Source organism: Streptomyces sp. NPDC001852, assembly GCF_042891825.1.
Classification (GTDB): domain Bacteria; phylum Actinomycetota; class Actinomycetes; order Streptomycetales; family Streptomycetaceae; genus Streptomyces.
In genome coordinates this window covers 1-16,124 of sequence record NZ_JBIATN010000002.1, presented here as the reverse complement: position 1 = coordinate 16,124, position 16,124 = coordinate 1, and the positions used below count along the sequence as shown (strand labels likewise).

Genomic DNA, 16,124 nt, shown 5'->3' with positions numbered 1-16,124 from the left:
CGGCGGGGCTTCGCTACCGTGTCCGGCATGGAAATCTGGATCAATCCGGCCTGCTCCAAGTGCCGCAGCGCCATCAGCCTGCTCGACGCCGAGGGGGCCGAGTACACCGTCCGCCGCTACCTGGAGGACGTGCCGAGCGAGGACGAGATCAGGGCCGTACTGGAACGGCTGAACCTCGAGCCGTGGGAGATCACCCGGACCGGCGAGGAGGTCGCCAAGGAGCTGGGGCTCAAGGACTGGCCGCGGGAGGAGAGCGCCCGGGGCCGGTGGATCGCCGCGCTCGCCGAGCACCCCAAGCTCATCCAGCGGCCGATCATCACCGCCGACGACGGAACGGCCCTGGTGGCCCGCTCCGAGGACGCGGTGCGGGAGGCCCTGGACCACAGCAAGAGCTGAGCCGTGCTCAACTCCGCTGTGATACAGGACACTTCACGGACTTCCCCAACCGCTGAGTAGCCTCGTTCGGTATCTCGTACATAGCGGCGTACGCTCCCCTACCTCACCAGGAGGCGCGCATGTCGCGTAGGCGCACCCTCAGTACGAAGAAGAAGCTCGCGGTGCTCGTCAGTGCCGCGGCGGTGGCGGGCGGCGGGGCCTTCGCGCTGGCCACGACGTCCAACGCGGCCCAGCCCGCGCAGGGCGCGAAGACCCTGTCGGCCGCGGACAACTCGACCGTCTGCCAGGGGCTGGCCACGGCCCACGGCAACAACGACAAGTTCATCGCGGACCAGAAGGCGCACCCGGACGCGCAGTCGGCGGCCCGGATCGCCAACCGCGAGGCGGTCATCAAACAGATCGAGGTCCAGCAGAAGGCGGCCGGTTGCACGGTTGGGGAGTCGGCTCAGGGCTCCCAGACCGGGCAGCAGGCGGGTCAGCAGGGCTCCGGCCAGCAGAGCGCGGGGCAGCAGGCGGGTCAGCAGGGTGCTGGTCAACAGGCCGGACAGGGCGCGGGCGCGGGTCAGCAGAGCGCGCAGCCCTCGCAGTCCGCCGCCACGGGGAACAACGGCGGTGGCGCCGCCGCGGCCTCCGGTCAGCAGGTCTGCAACGGCTCCACGGTCACGCTCTCCGGTGAGGCCGGCGCGCCGGCCGCGTCCAGCAACCAGTTCCCGGCCGGGACCACGCTGAAGGTCACCAACCTGGACAACAACAAGTCCACGACGGTGAAGGTGACCTCGGTCTCCGGAAGCTGTGTGCTGCTCAACAACGCGGCCTTCGAACAGGTCAGGGAACCCGGCAAGTTCCTCATCCGCCACGCCCGGATCGAGAAGGTGGGGTGAGGCTCAGGGACCGCACAGGAACTCGGTGAGGCGGCGGGCCAGGGCGGCGGGTGCCGCCTGCGGCAGCGCGTGGTGCGAGACGTCCGGCAGTACGACGGTCTCCACGTGCGGCAGCAGCGCCTCGGCCCTGGCAGCCACCTCACGGGGGTCATGGGTCCTGCTGTTCGCGGCCACGAGCAGCAGGACCCGTGCGTCCAGGGCCCGCAGCGCCTCCGGCGCCGGGCGCGGGCCGGTCACCGGCTTCGCGACCGGGAAGCCGGCGGCCGCCTCCTGGAGGGCGAGCCAGTCCGGGTCCACAGGTGCTCCCCCGCTCTCCCACTCCAGGAAGGCGCGGACCCGGCGGGGCGTGGGCCGCAGCAGCATCGGCAGGGCGTGGAAGAGGTACGCCGCCTTGTACCCGGCGAAGCACTGGGTCGGGTCCAGGAGGAACAGGCGGCGTGTCCGGGCGGGGGCGCGCAGGGCGTGGTGCAGGGCGATCCAGCCGCCGTACGAGTGCCCGCCCAGGTCGGCCGAGGCGGCACCCAGGCCGTCCAGCACCGCGTCCAGCCAGAGCGTCAGGTCGGCGACCGCACGGGGGTGGCGGTCGCCGGCCGGGACGCTCAGGCCCGGGGCGCCGATCACGTCGACCGCGTACACCCGGCGCACCCGGGCCAGCTCCGCCACTTGGGCGTACCAGGAGAGCGAGGTGGCTCCGCCGCCGCCCGGCAGCAGGAGCAGCGGCGGCGCGTCGCGGGGGCCGCAGGTGTTGACGCGGGTGTCGCCGAAGGGGGTGGCGACGGTCAGCGCCTCCCGTTCGGCGGGCCATGCGGCCAGGAGCCTGTCGTACGCAACCCGGAAGGCCCCGCTGTCGTATCCCGCCACGACACTCCCCCTATTATCTCGTTGAGCGAGACATTCGCTCAACGAGATAATAGCTTCGGAGGCATCGCGTGCAGCCCGACATGGAGATCGTCCACCTCCTGCGTGCCGTCGCCGTCGAACTCGGCCTGTACAGCGCCCGGTTCGCGCAGGCGAACGGCATGCACCCCACGGACGTGCGCGCCCTCATCACGCTCATGGACGCACGGCGGGCCGGTGAGGAGCTGACCGCCGGGCGGCTCGGGGCCCTGCTCGGGCTCAACTCGGCGGGGACGACCGCCCTGCTGGACCGGCTGGAGCGGGCCGGCCACGTCCGGCGGGTGCGCGGCACGGCCGACCGGCGGAAGGTCGTGGTGGAGGTCACGGAGGACGCCGTGGACCTCGGAGAGGCCTCCTTCGGACCGCTGATCGAGCGGACGCTGGAGCTGCTGCGCGGCTACGACGGCCACCAGCGGGCCGCGGTCCGGGACTTCCTCGACGGGGTGCGGCAGGTCGCGGCGGAGGGGGCCCATACCCCGCCCGAAGAGACCTCACAACGTGAGCCCGGACACAGAACGACCAGGTAACACGGGGTTCACACAAGAGCAATGGCCGGGAAACCGCCTGTTGACAGGCTGCGCGGCAGATCGACGCGGCGCCCCGGTGCCGTAGCGCCGCAGCAACCCGCAGCACCCGCAGCACCCGCACCGAGTGCGCCCGACCACCCCCGAAGGAAGTGGCCCCGTGACCTTCAAGGCCGAGTACATCTGGATCGACGGCACCGCGCCGACGGCCAAGCTCCGTTCCAAGACGAAGATCATCACGGGTGCCCCGGCCGGTCTCGACGCGCTGCCGATCTGGGGCTTCGACGGCTCCTCCACCAACCAGGCCGAAGGCCATGCCTCCGACCGTGTGCTCAAGCCGGTCTACAGCTGCCCGGACCCGATCCGCGGCGGCGACGACGTCCTGGTGCTGTGCGAGGTCCTCAACACGGACATGACCCCGCACGTCTCCAACACGCGGGCCGCGCTGACCGAGGTCGCCGAGCGGTTCGCCGCGCAGGAGCCGATCTTCGGGATCGAGCAGGAGTACACCTTCTTCGACGGCTCCCGCCCGCTCGGCTTCCCCGAGGGCGGCTTCCCGGCCCCGCAGGGCGGCTACTACTGCGGTGTCGGCGCCGACGAGATCTTCGGCCGTGACATCGTCGAGGCCCACCTGGAGAACTGCCTGAAGGCCGGTCTCGGCATCTCGGGCATCAACGCCGAGGTCATGCCGGGCCAGTGGGAGTTCCAGGTCGGCCCGCTCGCCCCGCTGGAGGTCTCCGACCAGCTGTGGGTGGCCCGCTGGCTGCTGTACCGCACCGCCGAGGACTTCGGCATCTCCGCGACCCTCGACCCGAAGCCGGTCAAGGGCGACTGGAACGGCGCGGGCGCGCACACCAACTTCTCCACCAAGGCCATGCGCGAGGGCTACGACGCGATCATCACCGCGTGCCAGTCGCTCGGCGAGGGCTCCAAGCCGCTGGACCACGTCAAGAACTACGGCGCCGGCATCGACGAGCGCCTGACGGGTCTGCACGAGACCGCCCCGTGGGACAAGTTCTCCTACGGCGTCTCCGACCGCGGCGCCTCGGTCCGCATCCCGTGGCAGGTCGAGAAGGACGGCAAGGGCTACATCGAGGACCGCCGCCCCAACGCCAACGTCGACCCGTACGTGGTGACCCGCCTGCTGGTGGACACCTGCTGCACCGCGCTGGAGAAGGCCGGCCAGGTCTGATCCGTCCCGCTTCCGACAGGGGCGCCCGCCGTGAGGGTGGGCGCCCCTGCTGCGTATCGTGCGCGCCCATGGAGACCGCGACCGGGGCGGGCCGGCGCACGCATTCGGCCCGGCCGCCACGACGCCTCGGCCGCCGAACGCGCCGCCGCGCAGCGGGTCGTGGCCGAGGTTCTGCCGCGGTGCCGTTGCTCCCCCTGCTGCGGGCCCGGCCCGCCGAGGAGCCCGGCCCGGAGGTGCGCCACGAACGATTCTTCGTCCGGATACCGAGACGACATCTCGCGCAGGGGTCCTCTCCCGCGCCCGCGTCTGCTTCAATGGGCACATGGCCAGCTTCCAGAAGTACACCGCGACGGGTCGCCATGACCTCGAGCCCTTCTGGCCTTCCCGTCAGCACCACGACTTCGACCGGGTGTGTTGCCGCGCGGTGAACGCGCGGGCCCTCTAAAGCCGTAACCCCCGGCCTTCGGCCAGCGCGAACGACGTACGTCCTCCGGCGCGCCCGACCACGAATCGCGGCCGTCGCTCCCATCGACGAACCTCTCGCGCGAAAGAGCTGACCTCTCATGGCGACCACTCGTTCTCTCTCCCCCGCCTCCACCCTCACCGCCCCCGCCCGGCACCGGCTGCGCGCCGTCGACCGGGACGAGGTGGTCGACGTCGCGGACTTCCTGCCGCCGGGCGCCACCTGGCTGCCCGCGCCGCAGCACACCCTGCCGAGCCTCCCCGGGCAGCCGCCGATGGTCGGCTACCTGGTGCTGGTACCGGCCGACCAGCACCCGCCGTTCCTGCCGGTCGCGGTGCCGGACCAGCCGGAGACGGCGGCCCCGGACCCGCACGCCGCGCCGGTGGTGCGGATCGACCCCGTGCAGCGCACCGCCGACGTCGACGGCCGTGAACTCGACCTCACCTACCTGGAGTTCGAGCTGCTCGCGCACCTGGTGGCCCATCCGCACCGGGTGCACACCCGCGACCAGCTGGTCACCACGGTGTGGGGCTACGGCCATGTCGGGGACGGCCGCACCGTCGACGTGCACATCGCCCGGCTGCGCCGCAAGCTGGGCGCCGAGCACCGCCAGTCGATCCAGACGGTGCGCCGGGTCGGCTACAAGTACACCCCGCCGACCCCCCGCTGACCCGGCCGTCGCTCTGCCCTGAGCAGAGTCCCGTACCGCCGCGCGCCCGGAGCGGGCACGATCAGCGGTATGAGGCTTCTGGTGCTGGGCGGTACGGAGTTCGTGGGGCGGGCCGTGGCCCGGGCGGCGCTGGGGCGCGGCTGGGAGGTGACCGTCTTCCACCGGGGACGGCACCAACCCCCGCCCGGGGTGCGGTCGTTGCACGGTGACCGCACCGCCCCGGACGGCCTCGCGGCGCTCGCCGCCGAGGCCGGCTCCTGGGACGCCGTGATCGACACCTGGTCGGCCGAGCCGCGTGCCGTGCTGGCGGCGGCACGGCTGCTGCGGGGCCGTGCCGCGCGGTACGTGTACGTCTCCAGCCGGTCCGTGTACGCCTGGCCCTGGCCCGTCGTGGGCGGGGCAGGCGAAAAGGGCGCGGTGGTCGAGGGCGCCGCCGCCGACGCCGGGCCGACCGACTACGCACGCGACAAGCGCGGCGGCGAGCTGGCCGCCGTCGAGGCCTTCGGCGAACGGCGGTCACTGCTGGTGCGGGCCGGGCTGATCCTCGGCCCGCACGAGAACGTGGGCCGGCTGCCCTGGTGGCTGAGCCGGATCGCGCGCGGCGGGCCGGTACTGGCCCCCGGGCCGCGCGAGCTGCCGGTGCAGTACATCGACGCCCGCGACCTGGCCGCATGGCTCCTCGGCGCGGTGGAACAGTCGCTGAGCGGGCCGTACGACGTGATCGGCCCGCCGGGGCACAGCACCATGGGCGAACTGCTCGACCTCTGCGTCCAGGTCACCGGCGCGGACGCCGAACTGCGCTGGACCGACCCGGAAGCCATCCTCGCCGCCGGGATCGAACCGTGGACCGAGCTGCCGGTGTGGGCGCCACCGGGCAGCGAGCTGTACGCATGCGCGCACCGCACCGACGTGTCACGGGCGCTGGCCACCGGCCTGGTGTGCCGGCCGGCCGCGGAGACCGTGGCCGACACCTGGCGCTGGCTGAAGGAGATCGGCGGCCGGGCGCCGACGCGTCCGGACCGGACGGCCCCGGGCGTCGCTCCGGAGGTGGAGGCGCGGGTGCTGGCCGGGGTGGAGGGTGTACCTGACACCACCCGCGAAGAGGGGTCCTCGGGCGAGTGACCCGCACGCCGCCCTCGGTGAGACTGGCGGCATGACGACCGACACGCACACAGACGACTTCCGTGCCCGGGCCCGAGGGGTGGTGCTGGACGCCGTACGGGGGCTCGTGCTGGCCGTCGCGGTCCTGCCCTGCGGGGTGGCCTTCCTCGTGCTGACCCTGCTCTCCGTGGCGTTCGTGCCGCTCGGCGTCGGGCTCGTCACGACGCCGGCGGTCCTGACCGGCGTACGGGCGCTGGCCGGCGCCCACCGCAGGCTGGCCGCGGAGTGGTGCGGGATCCGGATCCCGGCGGTGTACCGGCCGCTCCCCGCGAGCGGCAACCCCTTCAGGCTCACCTTCGCCCTGCTGCGCGACCCACAGGTGCTCCGGGACGTGCGGTGGCTGCCGGTCGCCATGACGGCGGGCTTCGTCACCGCGCTGCTGCCGGCGTTGCTGCTGTTCTACCCGGTCGAGGGGTTCCTGCTGGCCGCGGGGCTGTGGCGGCCGTACGTGAGCGACGGCGGCACCTACTGGTACGCCTTCGTGCCGGTCTCCGGCCAGGGCACCGCCCTCCTCGCCGCCGCGCTCGGCGCCGTGATCCTCGCCGTCGCCTGGCGTCTCGTTCCGCGCCTGCTGCCCGCGCACTTCCGGCTCGCCCGGGCCGTGCTCGGCGGTGACGCGGAACTCGCCGAGCGCGTACGGGTGTTGACCGAGACCCGGCGGGACGCCGTGGACACCTCCGCCGCCGAACTGCGGCGCATCGAGCGCGACCTGCACGACGGGGCGCAGGCCCGGCTGGTCGCCATGGGTATGGACCTCGGCACCATCGAGATGCTGGTGGAACGGGACCCGGCGCAGGCGAAACGGCTGCTCGCGCAGGCCCGCCGGAACTCGGCCGAGGCCCTGGAGGAGCTGCGCGACCTGGTGCGGGGCATCCATCCGCCGGTCCTCGCCGAACGCGGACTCGGCGACGCCGTACGGGCGCTGGCGCTGCGGCTGCCGCTGCCGGCCGAGGTGAGCGTGGAACTGCCCGGCCGCGCGGAGGCGCCGGTGGAGTCGGCGGCCTACTTCGCGGTCAGCGAGGTGCTCACCAACGCCGTCAAGCACTCCGGTGCCGACCGGATCCGGGTCGACGTGCTGCACACCGACGGCCTGCTGCGGATCACGGTCACCGACAACGGCAGGGGAGGCGCGGCGCTCGGCGCCGGGTCGGGGCTCGCCGGGGTCGAGCGCCGGCTCGGTACATTCGACGGCGTCCTGGCCGTCAGCAGCCCCGCCGGCGGCCCCACCCTGGTGACCATGGAGATCCCGTGCGCGTTGTCCTAGCCGAAGACCTCTTCCTGCTGCGCGACGGGCTGGTCCGGATGCTGGAGGCCTTCGGCTTCGAGATCGCGGCCGCCGTCGAGTCCGGCCCCGAACTCGCCCGGGCGCTGGCCGAGTTGGCGCCGGACGTGGCCGTGGTCGACGTACGGCTGCCGCCCACGCACACCGACGAGGGCCTGCAGTGCGCGCTCGCGGCCCGCACGGCGCGGCCGGGGCTGCCGGTGCTGGTCCTCTCCCAGCACGTGGAGCAGCTGTACGCGCGCGAGCTGCTCGCCGACGGCAACGGCGGGATCGGCTATCTGCTCAAGGACCGGGTGTTCGACGCCGAGCAGTTCATCGACGCCGTACGGCGCGTCGCGGCCGGCGGTACGGCGATGGACCCGCAGGTGATCCAGCAGTTGCTGTCCCGCAGGGCCGACGACCGGCCGCTCGCGGGCCTCACCCCGCGCGAGCTGGAGGTGCTGGAGCTGATGGCGCAGGGCCGGTCGAACGCGGCCATCGCGACCCAGCTGGTGGTGACCGAACGGGCCGTCGCCAAGCACACCTCCAACATCTTCACCAAGCTGGGCCTGGAGGTGTCGGACGACGACAACCGGCGCGTGCTGGCGGTCCTCGCCTATCTGGACCGGGACCGCTGACCTGCCAACTCGCCTGTTTCTGCGAGGAATTTGTGAGACCGGTGAACACCTCTGGGGCGGCGTCCGTATGGAAGGGCGCCGCTTCACTCCTGTCGGGCGCCTCGATGCTGCCCCGCAAGGAAGTCAGAGGAGTTCCATGGGACGCAACACACGAAAACGCCGTACGCCGCTGGCTGCCAAGGCCATAGCCGCATCGGCGGCCCTAGCGCTCGGTGGGGGCGGGCTGATCTGGGCGAACTTCTACGCCTCTGCGCACGAGTCGAACAACCAGACGTGGGGAGGCAACCAGACCAAGGCCGCGACGGCGCAGGTCGCGACGATCTCCTGTCCGGACGTCCAGCAGAAGCTGACGAACGTGCCCTGGCGGGCCCGCCAGGGCGTGGCGACGGAGCTGGCCAACCTCGACAAGCAGATCACCGAGGCCTACACCCGGCTCGCCTCCACGCGCGACGCGCAGTCCAAGGATCCGAGCTTCGTGCAGAACTCGATCGTCGGTCCCCTCAAGGACAAGCGGGCGGCGACGATCGACCGGATCCGGATCGACATCCAGCGCGTCGGCGGCAGCTTCAACAACGCCCTGTCGCAGCTCGCCGCCTGTACGACGCAGAACGCCGACCAGACCACCGCCGGGGGGAACAGCGGTGGCCAGCAGCAGAACAACGGCGGTCAGCAGCAGAACAACGGTGGCCAGCAGCAGGGCGGGCAGCAGCAGGGCGGCCAGCAGCAGGGCAACAACGGCGGCCAGGCCGGTGACGGGCCCTCTGCGGCGGACTTCGTGGACATCACCAAGGTCGCGCCGAACGTCCAGTCCAAGCCGAACAAGACGCCCAACGCCTCGTCGGGCACGTTCACCACGCGCTGCGGTGTGAACGCGAACCAGAACCACAACAGCGACAACGTGATCGTCGCGCCCGGCGTGACCAACGGCGCCCACCACGTGCACGACTACGTCGGCAACCAGAAGGTCAACGCGTTCTCCAGCAACCAGACGTTCCTGCAGGGCGGCACCAGCTGCCAGAACCGCAACGACCTGTCGGCGTACTACTGGCCGGTCATCCGCGAGCAGGACGGCACCCAGGAGAAGGACGCGAACGCGGACGGCGGTGGCAAGGACCTCAACGTCGGCAAGATCCTGGTCGCCCAGCAGGCCCAGATCAAGTACGTGGGCAGCCCGGCGAGCAAGGTCGTCGCGATGCCGCAGTTCCTGCGGATCATCACCGGTGACGCCAAGGCCTTCGTCAACGGTCCGGCCAACGCCAACGCCCACTGGAGCTGCACCGGCTTCGAGAACAGGGTGCAGCTGACGGACAAGTACCCGATCTGTCCGGCGGGCAGCAAGGTGGTGCGCTCGTTCGCCTTCCAGAGCTGCTGGGACGGCCAGAACATCGACAGCGCCAACCACCGTACGCACGTGGCCTTCGCCGACCCCGGCAGCGGTGTCTGCCCGAACGGCTTCAAGGCGATCCCGCAGCTGACGATGCGGCTGGTGTACAACGTGCCGCAGCCGGTCATCCAGTCGGACGGCACGGTGAAGAACGCCTACGCGGTGGACGGCTTCCCCGAGGAGCTGCACAAGCCGATCACCGACCACGACGACTTCATCAGCGTCACGACCGGCGGCCTGGCCAACCGGATCGCCAACTGCATCAACAACGGTCAGAACTGCGCATGACCTGCTGACCGGGCCGAGAACGAGGCCGGTGACGGACCCCCCTCCCGTCACCGGCCTTTCCCGTGCGTGCGCCCCTGTGTGTCAGCGCCCGTGTGTGTCAGCCGCTGTGCCCGGAATGGGAGGTGTGGGCGGCGTGGTTCGTGCCGATCTCCACGTCCCCGCCGAGGGTGCCGCGCAGCGCCTTGACGACCCCGTCGTCACCGACGGCGACCCACTTGCGGCCGACGAGGTAGTAACCGCCGTAGTCCTTCGCGTCGTTGATCCACTCGCGCTGCCCGCGGTCGGTGGAGAAGGTGGCGAGGATGAACTTGCCGTCGGTGTTGGTGCAGATGGCCTGGCGGATCGTGTCGGCGTCGGTCTGCATGTTCGGCCTGCACTTCACCTCGGCGGCCAGGCTCTCCAGGCTGCCGGTGGCGGTGGGCGGGACCGCCTTGGTGTCCCCGCCCGAACCGCAGCCCGCCAGCGCCAGTACGGCCGCGGCGGCCGGCAGCAGTCGTGTCACCCTCATCTGTTCCTCCGGTCCTGTGGGCCAAGCATGCCTCAGCTCCTTCGGATACGGCTGAGGGCCGCCGTCCGCTCAAATCCGGTGCCGGAGTGGCACGGGTGTGCGAAGGTGACCCGGTGAACAAGGACTGGGAAGACCGCGTGGCCGCCGCCTGGGCCACCCTCGACGACTATCCGGAAGAGCGCGCGCACGAGTTCCGCGCGCTGATCGACGCGCTGGTCGCCGAGTTGCCGGACGGCAGCCCGCTGGGCCTGTTCGAGCAGGCCTGTGCCTGGGACTCCACCGGGCACTCGGACAAGGCGGTGCCGCTGTACCGGGAGGCGCTGGCGCGCGGGCTGGGCGAGGCGAGCCAGTACAAGGGCCGCCGGGCCAAGATCCAGCTGTCGAGCTCGCTTCGCAACATCGGTGAGGCGGAGGAGGGCGTGAAGCTGCTCACCCCCGAACTCGACGCCCCCTCCGACGAGCTGGACGACGCGGTACGGGCCTGTCTCGCCCTGTGCCTGTCCACCCTCGGCCGCGATCGCGAGGGCCTCTCGCTGGTCCTCGGCGCCCTGGCCCCCCATCTGCCGCGCTACCAGCGCTCGATGGCGAACTACGCCCGCGCACTGGTCGCCCCGCAGGACTGAGAGCGGGCGGACGACAAACCGGCAGCCACATTGCCGCCGGCCCGGGAGCCGCGCTGCCGCCGGCCGGGAAGCCACACTGCCGACGGCCGCACTGCCGACGGCCGGGGAGCCGTGCTGCCGGCGGACCGGGGGCGGGATGCCCACCGACCGAGGGCCGACCGTCGCGGCGGAACGGGGACCGACCGTCACGGAAGGCTGAGGGGCGACTGCCCGGCGGACCAGGGGCCGACCGTCACGGCGGACCGAGGGGCTGCTGCCGACAGGCCGAGTGGCGGTCTGCCGACCGACCCGAGCGGCGATCCGTCGGCGGGCCGAGAGCCAGGCTGTCCACCGGCCGAGGAACCCCCGTCACGGCGGGCTGAGGGGCTGCTGTCGGCCGACCGACGCGCGGACTGGGCGCGGCCGTCGGCGGACCGGGCAGGCTGTCGGTGGACCGAATCACCCATCCGGTGGTGACCAACCCACGGTTCGCTCGTTCTGTATGACGTGCAGTCACAGGATGTAGCCCAGCGTCACGCACCCGCCTCCGAGAACACCGGACAGGTCGATGTCGAGCAGGCCGAGGCCGCGCTCGTCGAGCACTATCCACGGCTGGTCCGGATCGCCTATCTGGTGCTGCCGCCGGATCTCGGCCGCAGCCGCCGGGTGCTGACCGCACACTGCCTCGCCCAGCGCGCCCTGCCCAGAGGCCGGAAGCAGCAGCCCGTGATCCCGGCCCCGGCCTCCGGGCGCGAGGGCGACCCGGGGTACGCCTTCCTGCGCGAGCGCGTCCTGCGTACGGCGCTGGAGGCGGCCCGGCCCCGCAAGGGCCTGCCCCGGCTCTCCCAGCTGCCGCCCCTGCTGCCCCAGGTGTGGGGCCTGAAGCTGTTCCCGCGCTCGGGCGGCGCCGACGAACTCGCCCTGGACCAGCGGCTGTCCGCGCTGTCCGGCCCGGCCCGCGCCGCATATGTGCTGCGCGGCCTGGAGAAGCTGTCCGACGCCGAGATCCGCACACTGCTCACCGACGCCGGGGTGGACGACCCGGGCGGCGCGCTGGCCTCGGCGAACGGCGTGCCCGCCGAGCCCGCGCTGCTCTCCTCCCCCGAGTTCGACCCCTGTCTGCTCCAGGCCCGGCCCACCGATCTGATGCGCCGCCGCCAGCACACCAAGGCCGTCCTCGCCGCCGCCGCGGCGCTCGCGGTCTGCGGTGCGCTGGTAGCCCTGCCCTCGGGCGGCTGGGGCCCGGACGGCGCCGCCGCGCCGGTCTACGCCGGGAACCCGGCCGCCGAGGCCGCCCTCGACCCCGCCCGGCTGATCCAGGTCTCCCCCGCCGACTGGAAGACCGCCGCCCGCACCGACTTCTCGGTATGGCCCGCGCGCGGCCCGCTCACCGGGGACACGGCCCTGCTGCACCGCGCCCTCGCGGTGTGGGCCCGCCCGGGTGCGACGGTCCACGTCTCGGCGACCCCCGGCACCCAGACCGGCGGCCCGGCCGGCCCGCCCCAGCTGCTGTACGCGGGCCAGGTGGGGGGCGCCCGCGTGGTGATGTTCTACGACGGTCTGCGCATCGTCCGTTACGCCGAGCCGGTCGACGGCACCCAGGGCGCGGCCCTGGATCTCGCCCGGGCCGACGGCGCCACCGGAGCCGAGGCGAGCGCGCTGGTGCTGGGCCGCTCCGACGGCAACGTCCAGTACCTGACCGCCCCCTGGGTGAAGAAGGTGGCCTCCCGGGACCTGACGAAACCGGACTCGGCCGTGACCCCCTTGAAGGTCACCGACGGCGTCACCGCCCCGCTGGCCAGCCCCGCGCTGCAGCTCGGCAAGTGCACCTCCTGGACCGTGCTCCAGCTGACCGGCGCCGCCGGCACCGCGCTCACCACCGACCTGGGCGAGCTGGTACCGGCCCACCTCACCGCGGGCCGGCCCGGCTCGGCCGGCGAGGCGTCCGGGTCGGCCGGGCTGCGGGCCTGGGCGCCGTTCGCCTGCGCGCTGGACGCGGAGCGCTCCGGCGGGGTGCGCAGTGTCAACGCCTGGTCGTTCGCCGAGCAGCCGCTGCCCGACGACAGCGGGTCGGCCGGATGGGTGTGCGCCAGGGCCGAGACCTGGCGCGGCGACGGTACGGGTTCGCTGGCCCTGTTCGGCCTGCCGGGCCATCCGGCCGGGGCGGTGGTCGCGAGGGGCACGGACGCGCGGTCCTGCGGTCCGCGCGATCCCCATGTGCTCGCCGGGGTGCTGTGGAAGTCCGCGGCCGGGCACTGGTATCTGCTGGCGGCGGGCGACGGGGACACGGCGTCGATCCGGGCGGGCGGCCAGGTCACCGCTGCGGGTGAGGGACAGTTCCTGGTGGCGCGGGCCAAGCAGGGGGCCCGGGCCACGCTGAAGGGCACGCTGGCGGACGGAACCGAGGTCGGCGGGTTGAAGTAGAGCCCATTGTTGACAGTAGCGTAAATAAGCCCTGTCACAGGGGTTCTCAGCGGGCCTACCCGTCAGTACATTGACACCATGTCTAACACGCAGGCCCGGGTGCCGCTCAAGGCACGCAAGGTGTCCTTCTCCTGGGACGGCACGCCGCTGCACTGGGTGCCGGAGGATCCGTTCACCACGCACACCATCAACGTGCTGCACCTGCTGCTGCCCGCCGGTGAGCGGTGGTTCGTGCACGTGTACAAGCAGGTACTGCCCCACATCCGCGACGAGCGGCTGCGCGAGGACGTCATCGGGTTCATCGGGCAGGAGGCCATGCACTCCCAGGCCCATGACGAGGTGCTGCCGCACCTGCGGGAGCAGGGGCTCGACCCGACGCCGTACACCGCGCAGGTCGACTGGTTCTTCGAGAAGCTCCTCGGCGACCGGACGCTGCCGCCGGGCAGGCCGCGCCGCTGGTGGCTGATGGAGCGGGTCGCGCTCATCGCGGCCATCGAGCACTACACCGCCTTCCTCGGCAACTGGGTGCTCAACGCGGAGGAACTGGACCGGCGCGGCGCCGACCCGACGATGCTGGACCTGCTGCGCTGGCACGGCGCCGAGGAGGTCGAGCACCGGTCCGTCGCCTTCGAGCTGTTCATGCACGTCGACGGCAGCTACCGCCGGCGCGTACGGACCTGGGCCACGGCCTTCACGGCACTGGTGTTCCTGTGGCAGCGCGGGACGCGGTTCTTCATGGAGAACGACCCGACCCTCGTCGACGGCAGGGCCCGCCTGAAGGACCTCTATGTCCGCGGCAGGCAGGGCCTGCTCCCCAGGACCGGGGACATGCTCAGGTCCATCCCCCGCTATCTGAGCCGGGACTACCACCCCTCGCAGGAGGGCGACACCGAGCAGGCCGTCGCCTACCTGGCCGCCTCCCCTGCGGCCACGGCGGCGGAGAAGAGGGCCGCCTGATGCCGAAGCTGCGTACCGTCGTGCTCGTCGCGGGTGCCGTGCTGCTGACCCGGGGTGCCCTGCGCCGCCGCATCCAGGTCTCACCGCTGTGGCCGATGCCCGCCCTGGAGGAGCCCACGTCGGGCCGGCCGCGCTCGCGGGCCCTGCGGCTGCTGGTGACCTCGCGCGAGACGGTGGCCGAGGGGGTCGTCCAACTCCGCCTCGAAGGACGGGACTTGCCGCGCTGGGAGCCCGGAGCGCATCTCGACCTCGTCCTGCCGTCGGGACTCGTGCGGCAGTACTCGCTGTGCGGCGACCCCGAGGACACCTCCTCGTACACGGTCGCGACCCGTTTGGTCGAGAACGGGCGGGGCGGCTCGCGCGAGGTGCACGAGCAGCTCACGGAGGGCATGGAGCTGGAGGTGCGGGGCCCGCGGAACCGCTTTCCGCTGGTCGAGGCGGAGTCGTACGTCTTCGTCGCCGGCGGGATCGGGATCACCCCGCTCCTGCCGATGCTGCGGGCCCTGCCGGAGCACGCCGAGTGGCGGCTGCTGTACGCGGGGCGCGACCGGGCCTCGATGCCGTTCCTGGAGGAGGTCGAGAAGCTGGGCCGCACGGGGGTCCCCCCGGGCGAGCGAAGCCGAGCTCGGGGGAGGGTGACCGTCGTGGAGGGGCGGCCCGACCTCGACGCGCTGGAGGTGCGCGAAGGGGCGGCTGTCTACGCCTGCGGTCCCGAGGGGCTCATGGCGGCCGTCGCGGCCCGCTTCCCGGACGTGCGCCTCGAACGCTTCGCACCGCGTACGTCGTCCGACGGCAACACGGGGTTCGAGGTCGAACTGAGGCGCAGCGGACGGACGTTGACCGTTCCCGCCGACTCCACCGTGCTGGCCGCCGTACGCCGGGAACTGCCGGGCACCGCCTACTCCTGCGAGCAGGGGTTCTGCGGGACCTGTCAACAGCGGGTGCTGGAAGGGGAGATCGACCACCGTGACGAGCTGCTGACCGACGAGGAGCGCGCCGACTCGATGCTGATCTGCGTGTCGCGGGCCCGCAGCGATCGTTTGGTGCTCGACATGTGAACGCCTGCGGCCGAACCCGATCGGTAAGGTGTTCGCATGAGTACCGGGGTTCGCCGCAGAATGGGCGTCGAGGAGCGGCGGCAGCAGCTGATCGGCGTCGCCCTCGACCTGTTCAGCCGACGCTCGCCCGACGAGGTCTCCATCGACGAGATAGCGTCCGCCGCGGGCATCTCCCGCCCGCTGGTGTACCACTACTTCCCCGGCAAACTCAGCCTGTACGAGGCCGCGTTGCAGCGCGCCTCGGAGGATCTCGCGGGCCGCTTCGCCGAGCCGCACGAGGGCCCGCTCGGCGCGCGGCTGCTGCGGGTGATGGGCCGCTTCTTCGACTTCGTGGACGAGCACGGCCCCGGCTTCTCCGCGTTGATGCGCGGCGGCCCGGCCGTGGGCTCCTCGGCCACGAACGCCCTCATCGACTCCGTACGCCAGGCCGCGTACGAGCAGATCCTGTCGCACCTCGGCGTCACCGACGCCTCCCCGCGTCTGGAGCTGGTCGTCCGTTCCTGGATCTCCCTGGCCGAGTCCACGGCCCTGATCTGGCTGGACGGCCGGCGCATCCCGCGCGCCGAACTGGAGGTCCAGCTCGTGCACGATTTCGCGGCGCTCGCCGCGGTCAGCGCCGCCCACGACGAGGACATGGCGACCCTGCTGAAGGAGATGGTCAAGGACGAGCCGGCCGACGGCCCCTTCGCGGAGCTCGCCGGCCGGCTGATCTCCCTCGCGCCCTGACCTAGGCCCTGTCGTCAAACTCCCTCCCCCAGCCTTCGGCCGGGAGGTGCCCCCAGCCCCGCGACGCCATGCACGCACTCTCGCCGCACCGGGC

At 72.4% G+C, this 16,124-nt stretch carries 16 protein-coding genes; 14 read left to right on the top strand and 2 right to left on the bottom strand.

Going from position 1 to position 16,124, the window contains the following annotated elements; genetic code table 11:
• Window positions 1-27 precede the first annotated feature (27 nt).
• Together ACFYZB_RS02735 and ACFYZB_RS02730 are read left to right on the top strand one after the other, a co-directional pair.
• Window positions 28-396, top strand: coding sequence for an ArsC/Spx/MgsR family protein (locus ACFYZB_RS02735; protein WP_388753529.1), 369 nt, complete (start codon window positions 28-30; stop codon window positions 394-396).
• Between the two features lie 119 nt (window positions 397-515).
• Window positions 516-1,277, top strand: coding sequence for a hypothetical protein (locus ACFYZB_RS02730; protein WP_388753526.1), 762 nt, complete (start codon window positions 516-518; stop codon window positions 1,275-1,277).
• A gap of 3 nt (window positions 1,278-1,280) precedes the next feature.
• Here ACFYZB_RS02730 and ACFYZB_RS02725 read toward each other — a convergent pair whose 3' ends face one another.
• Complete coding sequence (locus ACFYZB_RS02725; RefSeq protein WP_388753524.1) at window positions 1,281-2,138, bottom strand: alpha/beta fold hydrolase; 858 nt, start codon at window positions 2,136-2,138, stop codon at window positions 1,281-1,283.
• An 80-nt stretch (window positions 2,139-2,218) separates the two neighbouring features.
• Here ACFYZB_RS02725 and ACFYZB_RS02720 point away from each other — a divergent pair, with 80 nt between their 5' ends.
• From ACFYZB_RS02720 to ACFYZB_RS02690, 7 genes are all read left to right on the top strand, one after another.
• On the top strand, window positions 2,219-2,701 hold the full coding sequence (locus ACFYZB_RS02720; RefSeq protein WP_388754542.1) for a MarR family winged helix-turn-helix transcriptional regulator: 483 nt from the start codon (window positions 2,219-2,221) through the stop codon (window positions 2,699-2,701).
• Window positions 2,702-2,858: 157 nt separating this feature from the next.
• The gene (glnII, locus tag ACFYZB_RS02715; protein ID WP_388753522.1) at window positions 2,859-3,890 is read left to right on the top strand and encodes a glutamine synthetase; all 1,032 of its coding nucleotides are present in this window, start codon (window positions 2,859-2,861) and stop codon (window positions 3,888-3,890) included.
• 563 nt (window positions 3,891-4,453) lie between these two features.
• On the top strand, window positions 4,454-5,023 hold the full coding sequence (locus tag ACFYZB_RS02710) for a winged helix-turn-helix domain-containing protein (protein WP_388753519.1): 570 nt from the start codon (window positions 4,454-4,456) through the stop codon (window positions 5,021-5,023).
• Between the two features lie 69 nt (window positions 5,024-5,092).
• Window positions 5,093-6,145 (top strand): NAD-dependent epimerase/dehydratase family protein, encoded by a 1,053-nt coding sequence (locus ACFYZB_RS02705; RefSeq protein ID WP_388753517.1) that lies wholly within the window; start codon window positions 5,093-5,095, stop codon window positions 6,143-6,145.
• A 31-nt stretch (window positions 6,146-6,176) separates the two neighbouring features.
• Entirely contained in the window at window positions 6,177-7,448 is a 1,272-nt protein-coding gene (locus ACFYZB_RS02700; protein ID WP_388753514.1) for a sensor histidine kinase, read from the top strand.
• Window positions 7,433-8,083, top strand: a complete 651-nt coding sequence (locus ACFYZB_RS02695; protein WP_388753512.1) for a LuxR C-terminal-related transcriptional regulator — start codon at window positions 7,433-7,435, stop codon at window positions 8,081-8,083. The genes ACFYZB_RS02700 and ACFYZB_RS02695 overlap by 16 nt, the downstream gene beginning before the upstream one ends.
• A gap of 136 nt (window positions 8,084-8,219) precedes the next feature.
• Window positions 8,220-9,755, top strand: a complete 1,536-nt coding sequence (locus ACFYZB_RS02690; protein WP_388753509.1) for a DUF1996 domain-containing protein — start codon at window positions 8,220-8,222, stop codon at window positions 9,753-9,755.
• 97 nt (window positions 9,756-9,852) lie between these two features.
• On the opposite strand, the gene ACFYZB_RS02685 is transcribed toward ACFYZB_RS02690, so the two are convergent.
• Window positions 9,853-10,263: a hypothetical protein gene (locus tag ACFYZB_RS02685; protein WP_351203664.1), complete on the bottom strand. Its 411-nt coding sequence runs from the start codon at window positions 10,261-10,263 to the stop codon at window positions 9,853-9,855.
• 95 nt (window positions 10,264-10,358) lie between these two features.
• On the opposite strand from ACFYZB_RS02685, the gene ACFYZB_RS02680 reads away from it, so the two are divergent.
• From ACFYZB_RS02680 to ACFYZB_RS02660, 5 genes are all read left to right on the top strand, one after another.
• On the top strand, window positions 10,359-10,886 hold the full coding sequence (locus tag ACFYZB_RS02680; RefSeq protein ID WP_388753507.1) for a tetratricopeptide repeat protein: 528 nt from the start codon (window positions 10,359-10,361) through the stop codon (window positions 10,884-10,886).
• A 486-nt stretch (window positions 10,887-11,372) separates the two neighbouring features.
• The gene (locus tag ACFYZB_RS02675) at window positions 11,373-13,289 is read left to right on the top strand and encodes a hypothetical protein (RefSeq protein WP_388753505.1); all 1,917 of its coding nucleotides are present in this window, start codon (window positions 11,373-11,375) and stop codon (window positions 13,287-13,289) included.
• Between the two features lie 78 nt (window positions 13,290-13,367).
• Window positions 13,368-14,246 (top strand): metal-dependent hydrolase, encoded by an 879-nt coding sequence (locus ACFYZB_RS02670; protein WP_388753502.1) that lies wholly within the window; start codon window positions 13,368-13,370, stop codon window positions 14,244-14,246.
• Window positions 14,246-15,304, top strand: a complete 1,059-nt coding sequence (locus ACFYZB_RS02665) for a PDR/VanB family oxidoreductase (protein ID WP_388753499.1) — start codon at window positions 14,246-14,248, stop codon at window positions 15,302-15,304. The genes ACFYZB_RS02670 and ACFYZB_RS02665 overlap by 1 nt, the downstream gene beginning before the upstream one ends.
• 36 nt (window positions 15,305-15,340) lie before the next feature.
• The gene (locus tag ACFYZB_RS02660) at window positions 15,341-16,030 is read left to right on the top strand and encodes a TetR/AcrR family transcriptional regulator (protein ID WP_351203654.1); all 690 of its coding nucleotides are present in this window, start codon (window positions 15,341-15,343) and stop codon (window positions 16,028-16,030) included.
• Window positions 16,031-16,124 lie beyond the last annotated feature (94 nt).

Coding starts and splice junctions, on each gene's coding strand:
- ACFYZB_RS02735 (WP_388753529.1), top strand. CDS start 28: ATGGAAATCTGGATCAATCCGGCCTGCTCCAAGTGCCGCAGCGCCATC.
- ACFYZB_RS02730 (WP_388753526.1), top strand. CDS start 516: ATGTCGCGTAGGCGCACCCTCAGTACGAAGAAGAAGCTCGCGGTGCTC.
- ACFYZB_RS02720 (WP_388754542.1), top strand. CDS start 2,219: ATGGAGATCGTCCACCTCCTGCGTGCCGTCGCCGTCGAACTCGGCCTG.
- ACFYZB_RS02710 (WP_388753519.1), top strand. CDS start 4,454: ATGGCGACCACTCGTTCTCTCTCCCCCGCCTCCACCCTCACCGCCCCC.
- ACFYZB_RS02705 (WP_388753517.1), top strand. CDS start 5,093: ATGAGGCTTCTGGTGCTGGGCGGTACGGAGTTCGTGGGGCGGGCCGTG.
- ACFYZB_RS02700 (WP_388753514.1), top strand. CDS start 6,177: ATGACGACCGACACGCACACAGACGACTTCCGTGCCCGGGCCCGAGGG.
- ACFYZB_RS02690 (WP_388753509.1), top strand. CDS start 8,220: ATGGGACGCAACACACGAAAACGCCGTACGCCGCTGGCTGCCAAGGCC.
- ACFYZB_RS02685 (WP_351203664.1), bottom strand. CDS start 10,263: ATGAGGGTGACACGACTGCTGCCGGCCGCCGCGGCCGTACTGGCGCTG.
- ACFYZB_RS02670 (WP_388753502.1), top strand. CDS start 13,368: ATGTCTAACACGCAGGCCCGGGTGCCGCTCAAGGCACGCAAGGTGTCC.
- ACFYZB_RS02665 (WP_388753499.1), top strand. CDS start 14,246: ATGCCGAAGCTGCGTACCGTCGTGCTCGTCGCGGGTGCCGTGCTGCTG.
- ACFYZB_RS02660 (WP_351203654.1), top strand. CDS start 15,341: ATGAGTACCGGGGTTCGCCGCAGAATGGGCGTCGAGGAGCGGCGGCAG.